Origin of the sequence: Streptomyces sp. NPDC059851, from assembly GCF_042732005.1 — a bacterium.
GTDB lineage: Bacteria > Actinomycetota > Actinomycetes > Streptomycetales > Streptomycetaceae > Streptomyces.
Map to the genome: position 1 here is coordinate 1 of NZ_JBHWJJ010000182.1, position 13,390 is coordinate 13,390.

The 13,390-nt window shown below is 73.2% G+C and carries 16 protein-coding genes; 10 read left to right on the forward strand and 6 right to left on the reverse strand.

What is annotated here, in order from left to right; genetic code table 11:
• Positions 1-153: 153 nt before the first annotated feature.
• Positions 154-459, reverse strand: coding sequence for a 30S ribosomal protein S14 (gene rpsN, locus ACFV7Q_RS35585; RefSeq protein WP_385435068.1), 306 nt, complete (start codon positions 457-459; stop codon positions 154-156).
• The gene (gene rpmB / locus ACFV7Q_RS35590; protein WP_385435069.1) at positions 459-695 is read right to left on the reverse strand and encodes a 50S ribosomal protein L28; all 237 of its coding nucleotides are present in this window, start codon (positions 693-695) and stop codon (positions 459-461) included. Before rpmB ends, rpsN begins: the two co-directional genes overlap by 1 nt.
• Positions 696-758: 63 nt before the next feature.
• On the opposite strand from rpmB, the gene rpmG reads away from it, so the two are divergent.
• From rpmG to ACFV7Q_RS35635, 9 genes are all read left to right on the forward strand, one after another.
• A complete protein-coding gene (rpmG, locus tag ACFV7Q_RS35595; RefSeq protein WP_385435070.1) occupies positions 759-923 on the forward strand; it encodes a 50S ribosomal protein L33 in 165 nt (54 codons plus the stop codon).
• 51 nt (positions 924-974) lie between these two features.
• Positions 975-1,223 (forward strand): type B 50S ribosomal protein L31, encoded by a 249-nt coding sequence (locus ACFV7Q_RS35600; protein ID WP_385435071.1) that lies wholly within the window; start codon positions 975-977, stop codon positions 1,221-1,223.
• A complete protein-coding gene (locus ACFV7Q_RS35605) occupies positions 1,220-2,347 on the forward strand; it encodes a CobW family GTP-binding protein (protein ID WP_385435072.1) in 1,128 nt (375 codons plus the stop codon). Before ACFV7Q_RS35600 ends, ACFV7Q_RS35605 begins: the two co-directional genes overlap by 4 nt.
• 27 nt (positions 2,348-2,374) lie before the next feature.
• On the forward strand, positions 2,375-2,611 hold the full coding sequence (gene rpsR / locus ACFV7Q_RS35610) for a 30S ribosomal protein S18 (RefSeq protein ID WP_385435073.1): 237 nt from the start codon (positions 2,375-2,377) through the stop codon (positions 2,609-2,611).
• Positions 2,612-2,934: 323 nt separating this feature from the next.
• Positions 2,935-3,078, forward strand: a complete 144-nt coding sequence (locus tag ACFV7Q_RS35615) for a hypothetical protein (protein WP_385435074.1) — start codon at positions 2,935-2,937, stop codon at positions 3,076-3,078.
• A gap of 36 nt (positions 3,079-3,114) precedes the next feature.
• Positions 3,115-3,312, forward strand: a complete 198-nt coding sequence (locus tag ACFV7Q_RS35620; RefSeq protein WP_385435075.1) for a hypothetical protein — start codon at positions 3,115-3,117, stop codon at positions 3,310-3,312.
• A gap of 159 nt (positions 3,313-3,471) precedes the next feature.
• Entirely contained in the window at positions 3,472-3,840 is a 369-nt protein-coding gene (locus ACFV7Q_RS35625) for a hypothetical protein (RefSeq protein ID WP_385435076.1), read from the forward strand.
• 603 nt (positions 3,841-4,443) lie between these two features.
• Entirely contained in the window at positions 4,444-4,857 is a 414-nt protein-coding gene (locus ACFV7Q_RS35630) for an SsgA family sporulation/cell division regulator (protein ID WP_385435077.1), read from the forward strand.
• A 211-nt stretch (positions 4,858-5,068) separates the two neighbouring features.
• On the forward strand, positions 5,069-5,944 hold the full coding sequence (locus ACFV7Q_RS35635) for a S1 family peptidase (RefSeq protein ID WP_385435078.1): 876 nt from the start codon (positions 5,069-5,071) through the stop codon (positions 5,942-5,944).
• 205 nt (positions 5,945-6,149) lie between these two features.
• On the opposite strand, the gene ACFV7Q_RS35640 is transcribed toward ACFV7Q_RS35635, so the two are convergent.
• Entirely contained in the window at positions 6,150-7,355 is a 1,206-nt protein-coding gene (locus tag ACFV7Q_RS35640) for a serine hydrolase domain-containing protein (RefSeq protein WP_385435079.1), read from the reverse strand.
• A 270-nt stretch (positions 7,356-7,625) separates the two neighbouring features.
• On the opposite strand from ACFV7Q_RS35640, the gene ACFV7Q_RS35645 reads away from it, so the two are divergent.
• Complete coding sequence (locus ACFV7Q_RS35645; RefSeq protein ID WP_385435080.1) at positions 7,626-8,906, forward strand: NAD(P)/FAD-dependent oxidoreductase; 1,281 nt, start codon at positions 7,626-7,628, stop codon at positions 8,904-8,906.
• Positions 8,907-8,958: 52 nt separating this feature from the next.
• Here ACFV7Q_RS35645 and ACFV7Q_RS35650 read toward each other — a convergent pair whose 3' ends face one another.
• From ACFV7Q_RS35650 to ACFV7Q_RS35660, 3 genes are all read right to left on the reverse strand, one after another.
• A complete protein-coding gene (locus ACFV7Q_RS35650; RefSeq protein WP_385435083.1) occupies positions 8,959-10,449 on the reverse strand; it encodes a cryptochrome/photolyase family protein in 1,491 nt (496 codons plus the stop codon).
• Between the two features lie 97 nt (positions 10,450-10,546).
• Entirely contained in the window at positions 10,547-11,515 is a 969-nt protein-coding gene (gene ppk2 / locus ACFV7Q_RS35655; RefSeq protein WP_385435081.1) for a polyphosphate kinase 2, read from the reverse strand.
• Positions 11,516-12,065: 550 nt separating this feature from the next.
• Positions 12,066-13,256: a PP2C family protein-serine/threonine phosphatase gene (locus tag ACFV7Q_RS35660; protein WP_385435082.1), complete on the reverse strand. Its 1,191-nt coding sequence runs from the start codon at positions 13,254-13,256 to the stop codon at positions 12,066-12,068.
• Between the last annotated feature and the right edge of the window lie 134 nt (positions 13,257-13,390).

Consider the following 13,390-nt stretch of genomic DNA (forward strand, 5'->3'; position numbering starts at 1 on the left):
CCGGGCCGGGGGAGGGGCTGGCGGGGGCCGCCCGCCCGGTGGCCGGACGCGGGGGCCCGCCCCCCGCCGGGCCCGGCGGCGGCCCCGGCGGGAGTGCGCTCGAAAGCGCCGTCGCGGGCCCCGCGGAGCCCGCGTACTCCGCCGCGGGCGGACTTACCAGGAGGACTTGGTGACTCCGGGGAGGAAGCCGGCGTGGGCTTGTTCCCGCATCCGGACCCGGGAGAGCCCGAACTTCCCCAGGTAGCCGCGGGGCCGGCCGTCGACGCCGTCCCGGTTGCGGACGCGGGTCGGGCTGGCGTCGCGCGGCTGCCTGCCCAGCTCCACCAGCGCCGCGCGCCGCTCCGTCTCCGTCGAGGACGGCCTGCGGAGGATCTCCTTCAACTCGGCGCGGCGGACGGCGTACCGGGCGACGAGCGCCTTGCGCTTCTCGTTCTGTGCGATCTTGCTCTTCTTCGCCATCAGACCTTCACGCCCCGCGCCCGGATCCGGGCCACCGCCGCCTCGATGCCGATGGCGTCGACGGTCTTGACGGCCTTCGCGCTGAGGGTCAGGCGGACGTACCTCCTCTCGCTGGGCAGCCAGTACCGCTTGCTCTGGATGTTCGGGTCGAAGCGGCGGGAGGTGCGCCGGTGCGAGTGGGAGATCTTGTTGCCGAAGCCCGGCTGGGCGCCGGTCAGCTGACAGTGGGCGGACAAGGTGTTACCGGCCTCTCTCGACGTCGTTATTGGAAACGATTTCCATTCCCGTATAGTAGCGGCATGGCTCGCAACGACACACGCCCGATCATCAAGCTCCGCTCCACGGCCGGGACCGGCTACACCTACGTCACCGGCAAGAACCGCCGGAACGACCCCGACCGCCTGGTGCTGCGCAAGTTAGACCCGGTGGTGCGCCGGCACGTCGACTTCCGCGAAGAGCGCTGACCCGGTCCCCGCCACACCCCATCAACCCGCCCCCGCCTGAAAGGCGCTGCCGTGAAGCCTGGGATCCACCCCGCCTACGGCCCCGTCGTCTTCCGCGACAAGGCCGCCGACTTCGCCTTCCTCACCCGCTCGACCGCCACCAGTGACAAGACGGTGCAGTGGGAGGACGGCAACACCTACCCCGTCATCGACGTCGAAATCTCCTCGCAGAGCCACCCCTTCTACACCGGCACCGCCCGCGTGCTGGACACCGCCGGACGCGTCGAGCGCTTCCAGCGCCGCTACGGGAGCACGGCGTGACCCTGCCCGTCGTCATCGTCGGCGGACTCCACTGCGACGCCCGCAGACAGGTCGTCGACCGGCTACTGGACACCGTCCCCGGCAGCGTCGCCCTGCACCACGACCTGGCCACGGCGGCAGCGGGCACCGTCCTGCGCGTGGTGCGCGACGCCTCGGGCGAGCTCTCCCGCGGCGAGACGCCCCTCGTCAACGACTGCGCCTGCTGCGCCCTGCGCGAGGACCTGGTGCCCGAGCTCGAACGACTGGCCGGCAGCGGTCTGACCCGGCTGGCGGTCGTCGAGCTGTGGGACTCCGTCGAACCCAAGGCGATGGCCGAGGTCGTCGCCGCGCACGGCGCCGACGCCCTCCGCCTGACCGGTGTGATCACCGCGGTGGACCCGGCGCTCGTGCTCCCCTACCTCGTCAACGGCGACGACCTCGCCGAGGCCGCCACCGACCAGCGCACCGTGGGGGACACCTGGGCGAGGCAGCTCGAGTACGCACCCGTGCTGGCCCTCGTCAGCGGCGACGAAGCCGACGACGCAGACCGGGCCCTACTCGCCCAGCTCCACCCGACCGCTCGACGGGTGGACGCCGACTCCGGCGAGCTGGCCGCGCTGGCCCTGGCAGGTTTCGACGTGGAAGCGGCCGCCGCCGCCCAGCACCCGGCCTGCGCACTGCTGCCGCAGGAGGCGGACGAAGCCGGCGTCACCACCTTCGTCTGGCACGGCCACCGCCCCTTCCACCCCGAGCGCCTCTACGAGGCGTTGGAAGACCTCTGCTGCGCGGCCGCCCGCAGCCGCGGCCGGTTCTGGCTCGCCGACCGCCCCGACACCCTGCTGGCCTGGGACGCCGCGGGCGGCGCCCTGTGCGTGGAGAACGCCGGCCCCTGGCTGGCGTCCCTGCCGGACGCCGCATGGGAGCTGGTCCCGCCGGTGCGCCGGGCGGCCGCCTCACTCGACTGGCACCCCGAGCACGGCGACCGCTGCCAGCACCTGGTCTTCACCTCGCCCGGGCTCGACCGCCACGGACTGCAGCGACTCCTCGAGTCCTGCCTGCTCACCGACGCCGAATACGCGGCGGGGCCCGGATCCTGGCGGCAACTGCCCGCCGCCTTCGACGCCCTCCTCGACCCCGTCTCCTGACGTCCCGACGAACCCCAAGGAACCCGTATGACCCGCCGCTCCGACCCCCGCAAGCCGCTCGCGTCCCGGCCGAACCCGCTCGACGCCGCAGGCATCACCTACATCGACTACAAGGACACCGACCTGCTGCGGAAGTTCGTCTCCGACCGGGGCAAGATCCGCAGCCGCCGCGTCACCCGGGTCAGCGCCCGGCAGCAGCGGCAGCTCGCCGCGGCCGTCAAGAACGCCCGCGAGATGGCCCTGCTGCCGTACGGGAGCCGGTAGCGCGGCGGGGCGGCGGCCCGACGGGCCCGGATCGAGCCCCGGCGGAACCGGGGCCGACGTGGCGGAGGCGTCTCAGGCCTCCGGCGACGCCGCCCCTGCCGCCCTGGCCCGCCGTCCCCGCCGCCCCGGCCGCCCTTGATTCCGCACCTCGTGGCAGCAGGTGTTCGGCACGGCCGGGGAAGCGCAGCGGCGGCCCCGGCGGCAACGGCCGGTCCGCTCGGTACGGCGTTGCGACGGGCCTACCCCCGGACCCGAGGTCAAGGTCAACCTTCGCACCCGGCACGGGAGATGAGAGGGAACGGATGCGCGATACCCTCGGCCTCGTGACCGATGTCAACGCGCACGAACCGTACGTCGAGGTGAGCGCGCAGGCCGGCGGCCGCGGCTCGCTCCGGTCCGCGGACCTCCGGGCCGTCGCCGGCGCGGCCCGCGGGCCCGGAGCCGCCCGTGATCCGCAAGCGGGCTGAGCCGATGGCGGGCAGGCTCACCGGCCGCTGGCCGAGATGGGCGAGCTGCTCGACGCCGACCCCGAGCGGTTCGCCGCCGCCCTGGACGACGTCCGGCGCCGGCTCACCGAGCGGATCGACGACCTGACGGCCCGGCGCGGCGATCGGGTCCTGCTGCCGGGCCGTGCCCGCGAGGTCCTGGACCGGCTCGCCGACCTGGGCTTCCGCCCCGACTACGCGGTCGCGCAGCGGTAGGCCCCTGGTGCTGTCGTGCGCGCTGCTTCCTGAGATCTTCCGACAGCTTCCCGGCCCGGCTCGAACAGTTCTCTCAGCGATCCCGGACACGCCGTACCGGCCAAGCGCGGTGGGGCGGCGAGGTCCTGGCACCCGGACGACCCGCGGGTCGAGGAGCTGGTGCCAGCGCTGGCCGGCAAGCTGCTGGCGGTGCCGGACGGGTTCCGGCGCCGGTCGGACGCCGCCGCCCGCTACGGAGTGGTCGACCACCACCGGGAGGACGAGGCGCCGGCCGTCGCCCGGCTGAACGCGCTCATCGAGGCGCACACCTGCACGCGGCAGCGGTCGGCATCCCGCACCCGCGAGGTCGCCGCCGGACCGGCGCCTGCACAGGACGCGGCTCAGCCCGGCGGCCCGGCGGCAGGTGGCCGGACTCAGGACGAGACCCCCGCGAGGCCGTCTCCTCCCGCCGTACACACGAAGGTGCCGCCGCAGCACTCTTCCCCCCGGTGGGCGTTCCGAGGAGGACCAGCCGCGACCACCGGCTGACGGCCGAGGTCCGTCCACGAAGCCACAACCGCAACGGCTCGACCACCACTTCGGCGGCCGTCGCTCCGAAGGGACGGACGGCTCCCGGCAACACGGACACGACGCCTTCGGCGGGGTGCCCGAACAGGTCGACACCGTCCCACACCACGGGGTGCGCGGCCGGCGCATCGGCAGAAGCGTCGGCATCGGTGCGGGTGCTGATGCCGATGCGGGTGAGGCGGCCCGTACGGCCCCGCCCGCCTCCCGCGACGGTCAGGGCCACATCACCGAAGGTGGCGACGGTCGTCCACGCCGGATCGAAGAGCAGTCCGGGGAGCCACGCGTCGTGGGCGTGACGGAGTTCGGCGTAGTCGTCGCGCGTCAACGACATGCACTGCATGCCCTGGTGGCGCCCCGGCGCCGCGGCCAGCAGCGCACGCACCTCGTCAGCGTTCATTCCGAACCCGAGCGTTGCGGTGCCGCCCGGCAGTGTCACCCCGATCCCCGGCTGCACCTCGACACCGCCCCGTTGGGCCCCTCCCGGAATCGATCGGACGGCGCAGTGTGGTTCCTCCGCGGCCGGGCATACGCGGGCAGCCGTCGCGTCCCTTCTGGAGGTTCCCCATGCCCACCATCTCTGTCCTGGCCGATGTCCACATGGCGGTGGCCGGTGCCGGTCGCGTGCCGTTCCTGGCACACCTCTTCTACGACTGCACGGACCCGTACACCGTGCAGGTGCAGTTCTACGACCGGGGAACCGCCCTGGCCCGCTGGCACTTCGACCGCCAGATGCTCGCCGAGGGCGTCCACCGCCGGGTCGGGGAAGGCGACGTCGTCTTCCGGCCGCAGCGGACGGTGGACGGCCACGAGGTCCACATGGAGCTGCGCGACCACACGGCGCCCGGACGGCGGACCGCGGTGGTCTGCACGGACGCGGCCACGCTCGCCGACTTCCTGCAGCAGACGTACGCCCTCATCCCGGCGGGAACCGAGTCCCTGGACCTCGACGGACCCTTGCGGGACCTCCTGGCGCGGTGAACCTCCCGCCGGAGAGTCAGAGCCAGAGCCAGAGCCAGAGCCCAGAGGTTGGGAGGAGCGCGCCGGAGGCGCTCGGGATACGTCCGCGGTCTTGTGCGGGACGATGAGCCTTCCGCATACTCCCCGGAGCGCTTGTCAGGAACACGCCAACCCTGACGGGCCTCACAGGGCCCACCACCCACCGGGCCCCGACGCTCCGAGGAGGAGACCAGTGAGGAACACGCGCACCTCGCCCCCCACCACACGGCGCACCGCGGTCGCGGCCGCCGCCGTCGGCCTGCTGGCCGCCACCGCGCTCACCGTGCCGACCGCCCAGGCGGCCGCCCCCAAGCCCTTCGGCGCGGCCGAACTCGCGGCGGTCGACCAGGCGGTGCTCGGTGCGGACGTCGGCGGCACCGCGTGGTACACGGACGCGGCGAACGGGCGGGTCGTGGTCACGGCCGACAGCACCGTGTCCGAGGCCGGCCTCGCCAAGATCAGGAAAGCGGCGGGCGCGAACGCCGGCGCGCTTCGCTTCGAGCGCACCCCCGGGACGTTCACCCGCCTGCTCGGTCCGGGCGACGCCATCTACGGCGGCGGATACCGCTGTTCGGTCGCCTTCAACGCCGTGAGCGGCGGCACCCGCTACTTCCTGACCGCCGGCCACTGCGGCAACGTCGTCAAGACCTGGTACACCAACTCCGCGCAGAGCACCCTGATCGGCCCCACCGTGGGCTCCAGCTTCCCCGGCAACGACTACGCGCTCGTTCGCTACGACAACTCCTCGATCAGCGCCCCCGGCGGCTTCACGGCCGCCGACGCCTACGTGGGCGAGCCGGTCAAGCGCAGCGGATCGACCACGGGCACCAAGAGCGGTACGGTCACCGCGCTCAACGCAACCGTCCACTACAGCGGCGGCGGAACGGTCCGCGGCATGATCCAGACCAACGTGTGCGCGGAGCCGGGCGACTCGGGCGGCGCGCTCTACGACGGCACGAAGGCACTCGGCATCACCTCCGGCGGTAGCGGAAACTGCTCCGTCGGCGGCACGACCTTCTACCAGCCGGTCCCCGAGGTCCTGGCCAAGTACAAGGTCTCCCTGTCCTGACCGGCGGCGCCGCGCGGGGCCGTCGCGGGTGGGGGAGCGCGGCTCCCGTGCCGTACGACGAGCCCCGCACGCGGTGCAAGGGCGGGGAAGCACGGCTCGCCGCTGCTGGCCCGCCCGGTCGAGGAACGTCCTCGATCAGGCCGCCGCATTGGACGCTCCCCCGTGTCACGGAGCTGGGTCCCATATCGGTCGGTGTGGGGCGGCTTCAGTCCTCGCCCTCGGTCGTGCCCGGTAGCGCGGCGGCCGAGCAGAGCGCCTGGTCGACGATCTTCTCCAGGTGCTGCTGCGTCGCCTTCCCGGGCTGCGTGGTGACGGCGACGTTGACCGCGCGGCCGTCCTCAGTGACGCCGCCCCGGGTCTCGTACCCCGTCATGCTGCCGCCGTGCCCCCAGTAGACGGTGTCGTTGCAGGAGAGCGGCGTGCTGACCAGGCCGAGGCCGTAGCGGGCGCCGTCGGCGAAGGGGTGGCCGGCGCGGACCGTGCTGCGCATCTGGTCGAGCTGGGCCTTCGGGACGAGGTGACCGCGCAGGAGTTCGGAGTAGAAGCGGTTGAGGTCGGCGTTGGTGGACACCAGTTGCCCCGCCGCCCAGGCCCACGAGGGGTCCCACTCGGTGGCGTCGACGAGGGGCGAACCCTCGGAAGCCCTGTAGTAGCCCTTGGGGTGGCGCTCCCGGATGCGCAGCTCGCCGGGGGCGGGGAAGTAGGTGTGGCGCAGCCCGGCACGCCGGATGACGCGCTGGTCGATCTCCACGCCGAGAGGGCGTCCGGTGACCTTCTCCACCAGCAGTCCGGCGACCAGATAGTTGGTGTTGCTGTACTTCCACCCCCCGCCGGGTTCGAAGTCGGCCCTCTGCCGGAGGGAGAGGCCGAGGAGTTCACGCGGCTCGTACGACCGGATGTCGTCACTCAAACGGGCGGTGTAGTCCGGGAGCCCGCTGGTGTGCTGGAGGAGCTGGCGGACGGTGATGCGGCCGCCGTCGATGCCGTCACCGTGCACGAGACCCGGCAGGTACGTGTCGACGTGGCCGTCGAGCTCCACTTCGCCGTCGGCGACGAGCTGCATCACGACCACCGCCGTGAACGCCTTGGTGTTGCTGCCGATGCGCACCTGGCCGTTGCGGGGCACCTCCGCGCCGGTGGCGACGTCGCCGACGCCCGCGGTGTACGTACGGGTGCGCCCCTTGCCGTCCGTGACGCCGGCCAGGGCGGCGGGCACCCCGTCGGAGTGCACGAGCGCGTTCAGGCCCTGCTGCACGGTGTCGTCCCGGGCGGGGGAGGGCGCTGCCGCGGCGGGCGACACCCCGGCCGCCAGCACGAGCACGGCCAACGCGGCCGCTCCCGTCCCCACCCCGCGCCGCCCCCTGCCACTCTTCCCGGACGGGCGGAACTGCTGCTCTTCCTGCTCGCGCACGCGCCGACTCCTCTGACGGAACAAGGGCCCTCCGGAAGGTGCCGGAGGCCGTTGGATCACTTCGGCAGGGGCGGTTCCCCCGGCCGGTGCCAGCATTTCCGCGAAAGGCGCCCGCGGCGATCCTGCCAACCGCCCGTTGCCGGGTAGGGCTGTCCCCCGGGCGCCGTCGTTACCGGTGTTGCGCATCCGCGGCCGGGGGACGGGCCGAACTCATAGTGGGCGGGCGGATCAGGCCGATCGCGCCGCACGACAGGTGGGAGAGGTGGTCGTATGTCCGCATCCCGGGACGCGACGGACGCGACGGAAGCGACGGAGGCGACGGACGTGCTGGTCGTCGGGGCCGGCGTCGCCGGGCTGGCGTGCGCCCGTGACCTGCTGGCGGCCGGTGTCGGCGTACGGGTGCTGGAGGCGGGCGAGGCCGTCGGTGGCCGGATGCGTTCGGACCGGGTCGAGGGCTTCACGGTGGACCGCGGCTTCCAGGTGTTCAACACCTCCTACCCCCAGGTCCGGCGCAGGCTCGTCCTGAAGGAACTCGGACTGCGGCCGTTCACGCCCGGCGTCCTCGTCCACAGCCCCTACGGACGGCTCCGCTTCGGCGACCCCACCCGCCACCCGCGCACACTGCTCGACCTGCTCGGGGGCCGCCTCGCCGGCCCCCGCGACCTGGCCGCCCTCGGCCTGCTGTCCGCCCGTGACGTGCTGTTGCCCCCGAACCGGATCAAACGGCTCGCGGACACCACCACCCGCACCGCGCTCGCGGACGCCGGAGTCTCCGAAGCGCTCGTCGAGGGGTTCTTCCGCCCCTTCCTGTCGGGGGTCTTCCTAGAGGATCGGCTGGAGACCTCCGCCCGGATGTTCCACCTGGTCTGGCGGAGCATGCTGCGCGGCACCCCGTGCCTGCCCGGCCGGGGCATCGGGGCGGTACCCCGCGCCCTCGCGGCCGCCCTACCGCGGGGCGCCGTACGCCTGGAGAGCGCCGTGGCGGGGCTCACCGACGACGGCGTGCTGACCGCCGCGGGCCGGGAGGTCCCCGCGCGCGCCGTCGTGGTCGCCACCGGCCCCGGGAGCGTCCCTTCCCTGCTCCCCGAGGTGGCCCTGCCCGCCTACCGGGTCGTGACGACGTACTACCACGTCGCCCCGCACGCCCCCCTCGCCGAGCCGACGCTCCTCGTCGACACCCGCCGCCGCTTCCTCAACACCTGCGTCCTCAGCGCCGTGGCGCCCGCGTACGCCCCGCCCGGCCACGCCCTCGTCGCCACCTCGGTCCTCGGCCGGGACGGGCAGGGCCGGGAGCGCGGCCTCCGGGCGGCGCTCGCGGAGGCGTACGGAACCGGCACCGACGGGTGGGACCTGCTGACCGTCCGCACCGTCGAGGACGCACTGCCCGCCATGGCACCGCCGCAGCCGCTCACCCGCACCACCCGGGTGGCACCGGGCCGGTACGTGTGCGGTGACCACCGCGGCACCGGCTCCGTCCAGGGCGCGCTCGCCTCAGGTGCGCGGGCCGCCCGCGAGGTGCTGCGCGACCTGCGGCGCCGGGGCGCGTGCTGAGCGCCCCGCGCGACCGCCGCCCCCGGCACCGCGGGCCGCCGCCGGCCGCAGGTCAGGGCGGGTCGCCGCCCCGCTGTCGTTCCCGGCGCAGCACCTCCTCCAGGTCCGCCAGCCGGTCCAGGCCGCGGACCGGCTGCGCCATCCGGGGATTGCGCTCCAGGCGGGCCCGGTGCCGGTGCAGGAAGGCCCAGTAGCCCGCGGTGTACGGGCAGGCCCGCTCGCCGACCCGGTCACCTGGCCGGTAGGCGCACCCGCCGCACAGATCGCTCATCCGGTTCACGTAGGAGCCGCCGGACGTGTACGGCTTGGTCGTCATGCGCCCGCCGTCGGCGTACTGCGACATGCCGACGACGTTGGGGACCATCACCCAGTCGTACCCGTCGACGAAGCAGCGGTGGAACCAGTCCGTGACGGCACCCGGGTCCCAGCCCCGCTGCAGCGCGTAACTGCCCAGCAGCATCAGCCGGGGAATGTGGTGCGTCCAGCCGGTATCCCGCACCTGGGCCAGCGCCGTGGCCAGGCAGCGTGCCCGCACCGCGTCCGCGTCCAGCTCCAGGAACCAGCGGGGGAGCGGCTCGTGGTGCCGCAGGGCGTTGCGGTGGCGGTAGTCCTCCCCGAAGTACCAGTAGAGCTGCCAGACGTACTCGCGCCACCCGGCGACCTGGCGGACGAACCCCTCCACGCTGTTGACCGGGGCCCGCCCCGCCCGCCAGGCCCCCTCGGCCCGCTCCACGCACTCCGCCGGGTCCAGCAGGCCGAGGTTCAGCGAGGACGACAGCAGGCTGTGGCTCATCACCGGGTCCCGCGCCAGCATCGCGTCCTCGTGCGGCCCGAAACCGGCGAGCCGGTGCTCGACGAAGCGGCGCAGCGCGGCCAGCGCCTCGCGCCGGGAGGCGGGGAAACGGCGGGCGCCGTCCCGGCCGACGAAGGCGACGGAACCCTCACGCTCCCAGCGGTCGAGATCGCGGCGCACCTCCTCGTCGATCTCGTCCTCCCGCGGCCGGTAGGGCGGCGGGGCGCCCAGGGTGCCCGCCCCCTTCGGCGGGGGCTCGCGGTTGTCGTGGTCGTGGTTCCACCGGCCGCCGGCGGGGCGGTCACCGTCCATGAGCAGCTCGTGCGTGCGCCGCACCCACCGGTAGAAGTCCTCCTGCCGCAGGTGCCGCCCGCCGTGCCCGTCGGCCCAGGTGCGGAAGTCGTCGTGCGCGACGAGGAACCCGCGCGCCGGCAGCACGGCCACGGAGTCCAAGGACCCCACCAGCCGCATCGCCGCGTACGACGTCGGGTGGTGCACCGTCACCGGGCCGTCCCCGACCGCCTCGCGCAGCCCCTCCCGGTAGGTCTCGGCGCGCACGTACCGCACCCGGTCACCGAGCTCGGCGGCCCGATGGCGCATCGCGGACAGCACCAGGTGGGCCTTGGCGCGGTGGAAGCGGCGCCGACGGAAGACCGAGCGCGCCTCGACCATCACCACGGGCACGTCGGCTCCGCCGGTCAGGAAGTGCGGCCCGAGCTGGTCACCGAACAGCCAGTGGGGAACCGTCATGACGGTCGACTCTGCCATGTCCGGTTCGCCTGTGAGCGCAGGTGAGGGGGCACGTCATGAACTTTCCCGCTGCACCTGCGGGGTGAGCGGCTCGGGGTCACGGGCGGGGATGGAGGCCGGGGCCGAGGGGCGGGCCGGCCAGGGGAGTGGGGGTGAGTGCCGTGGGTTCTTCACCCGTCTCGAGCAACGTGTCGGCGGCGCCGACGATGAGGGGGTCGGGGCGGCCCACCGCCGTCTCGTCCTTGCGGTCGTAGTCGATGCGCCACAGCAGGCTTCGCATCGCTTCGAGCCGGGCGCGGCGCTTGTCGTTGCTCTTGACCACCGTCCAGGGTGCGTAGTCGGTGTCGGTCGCTCGGAACATCGCGACCTTCGCCGTGGTGTAGTCGTCCCACAGATCCAGCGATGCCAGGTCGGTGGGCGACAGCTTCCACTGCCGCACCGGATCGACCTGGCGGATGGCGAAACGGGTGCGCTGCTCGGCTCGGGAGACCGAGAACCAGAACTTCACCAGCGCGATCCCGTCCTCCACCAGCATCGACTCGAAGAGGGGGCATTGCCGTAGGAACAGCTCGTACTGCTGCTGGGTGCAAAACCCCATCACCTTCTCGACGCCGGCCCGGTTGTACCAGGACCGGTCGAAGAAGACGATCTCTCCGGGCGCCGGCAGGTGGGCGACGTAGCGCTGGAAGTACCACTGCCCCGCCTCCCGCTCGGTCGGCTTGTCCAGGGCGACGATCCGGGCACCGCGGGGGTTGAGCCGCTCGGTGAACCGCTGGATGGTGCCGCCCTTGCCCGCCGCGTCCCTTCCTTCGCAGATCACCACCAGCCGGGCGCCGGTTCCCTTGACCCAGTGCTGCAGCTTCAGCAGCTCGATCTGCAGGATCCGCTTGGTCCGCTCGTACTCGACCCGCTTGATCTTGCGGTCGTAGGGGTAGCTCTCCCGCCACGTACGGATCGGGGCTCCGGAGGCGTCCAGCAGGACGGGCTGCTCGGGTCGGCGGGCATCCACGCTCAGCCCGGCCAGCAGCCCCTGGGCCTCCGGTCGACGCAGTTCCTCGTCACTCATGCCGCGCTCCTACCCGCGTTCGGCGTCAGGAAAATGCGTCTGCGGATCGTGTGACGGCAGGTGCAGGAGTGGGCGTCTTACGCTGGTGACAGGAACGTCCCGCGGAGGCCGGCATGGCGGGCCACCACCGTTACCACCTGGATCAGGACGGTCACTCGATCACCGTCCTGCACGATGTGCGGCGCCAGCGTGCGGAGGTATGGGTCGACGGCAAGACCGTCGCTGTCGCCCGCGCTCCGCGCCACGCCGCCACTGTCCTGGAAGGTGAGATCCCCACCCTTCCGCCGAGGCGGATGGTCATTCGGATCGGCCACCCCGATGACCTGGGCGACGTCCCCCTGTGCGTGATGGAGACGGAGGGGGACCGCTACCTCGTGCCCGACGTCGCTCTCACCCGGGATGAGCGACGGCCGGCGGAACGGACACCTCCAGCCCGCACACCCGGTGAACTCTTCGCACGCTGGAGATCGCGGCACTCCCGTGGTGATCGCCGTACGTGACCGCGGATCGGCCGCGCGGCCGTGGCCTGGGCCCGTGCCGGAATCCTGCCTCACGTGGCGGCCGGCGTGGTGTGGCGGGCGGGGCGCAGGCGGGCGGCGACGACCGCGATGTCGTCTTCGGCGTGCTGGAGGCCGAGGCCGCCGCAGACCGTGTCCACGATGTCCGCGAGCGGTGCGTCGATGTTGATGCGGAGCCGGGTGAGTCTCGCCAGGGAGGTGTCGATGTCTTCACCGCGGCGCTCGACGAGGCCGTCGGTGTAGAGCAGGAGGGTCTGGTCGTCGCCGATGGGCCGCGCGAGCGCCTCGTAGCCGCCGATCCCCGTGCCGAGAGGCGGGCCGACGGGAACGTCCAGCAGCAGGCCGGGACCGTCGCGGGTGAACACCACGGGCGGCAGGTGCCCGGCGCTCGCGTAAAGGGCGGTGCGCCGGGCGGGGTCGATACGCACGAGGAGGCAGGTTGCGGGCCGCCGGTTCTCGTCCGCCGCGGCCAGAGCGTCCATCTGCCGCAGCACCCGGTGCGGGGCGAGGTCCGTGGAGGCGATCTCCCGCAGCACGGCGCGGTAGGCGTTCATGTCGACGGCGGCTTCCAGGCCGTGCCCCATGACGTCTCCGACCACCAGCAGGGTCCGCCCGAAGTGCAGCCGTACCGTCTCGAACCAGTCGCCACCGACCAGGGCACGTCCCCCGAGGGGCAGATAACGGCTGGCGATCTCCAGGTTCGGGTGGGGCTGGCCCGGGGCGGACACCAGGGCCCGCTGTAGCTCCACCGCGGTGTTCTCCACGGCCGCCAAGCGGCGGGCGTACCCGATGTGGATGCTCGCCAGGCGCGCGGCGTAGTGCAGGGTCGCCAACTCGTGGTCGCCGTACGCGGCCCCGGTCCGGGCGACGAGCAGCCTTCCCTGCAGCTCGACGCCACCGATCAGCGGCACCGACACCAGGTGAACGGGCTCGTCGATCCCCGCGGTCCACGCCTGCAAAGGATGCCCCTGATCCAGCCCCCATACCGCCGGCGCGCCCTGCGGGGCCGACCCGTCCAAGAGCTCGGCAGCCCCGGCCACCGCCACACGCTCGATCCCGGCCGTCTGATCAGCCGCCTCCACCGCCGCCGCGTCACACAGCACACGGACGAGGAAGAGGACCAGTTCCTGGGCGGTCCTACGTTCATCGGTGGTGGTCCCGATCCGTTCGAGAGCCGCCTCCATGGCATGCAGGCGTGACTCCAGTGCGCTCTGCTCGGACACCCTCCTCCCACCCCTTCGCAGCCGGCCCGTCGAGGAAGGCATTCCACCAGCCACCATCCCGCCCGGGCGGCAAGCGGGCGCGTGTCATGCCCTACGTACGTCGTCCGCGCCGCAGCGGAGGCAGTCCCACGCAC

Bases quoted from the DNA above. Each gene is read 5' to 3' on its own strand.
- rpsN (WP_385435068.1), bottom strand. From the start codon at position 459: ATGGCGAAGAAGAGCAAGATCGCACAGAACGAGAAGCGCAAGGCGCTC.
- rpmG (WP_385435070.1), top strand. From the start codon at position 759: ATGGCTCGCAACGACACACGCCCGATCATCAAGCTCCGCTCCACGGCC.
- rpsR (WP_385435073.1), top strand. From the start codon at position 2,375: ATGACCCGCCGCTCCGACCCCCGCAAGCCGCTCGCGTCCCGGCCGAAC.
- ACFV7Q_RS35620 (WP_385435075.1), top strand. From the start codon at position 3,115: ATGGGCGAGCTGCTCGACGCCGACCCCGAGCGGTTCGCCGCCGCCCTG.
- ACFV7Q_RS35630 (WP_385435077.1), top strand. From the start codon at position 4,444: ATGCCCACCATCTCTGTCCTGGCCGATGTCCACATGGCGGTGGCCGGT.
- ACFV7Q_RS35645 (WP_385435080.1), top strand. From the start codon at position 7,626: ATGTCCGCATCCCGGGACGCGACGGACGCGACGGAAGCGACGGAGGCG.
- ACFV7Q_RS35650 (WP_385435083.1), bottom strand. From the start codon at position 10,449: ATGACGGTTCCCCACTGGCTGTTCGGTGACCAGCTCGGGCCGCACTTC.
- ppk2 (WP_385435081.1), bottom strand. From the start codon at position 11,515: ATGAGTGACGAGGAACTGCGTCGACCGGAGGCCCAGGGGCTGCTGGCC.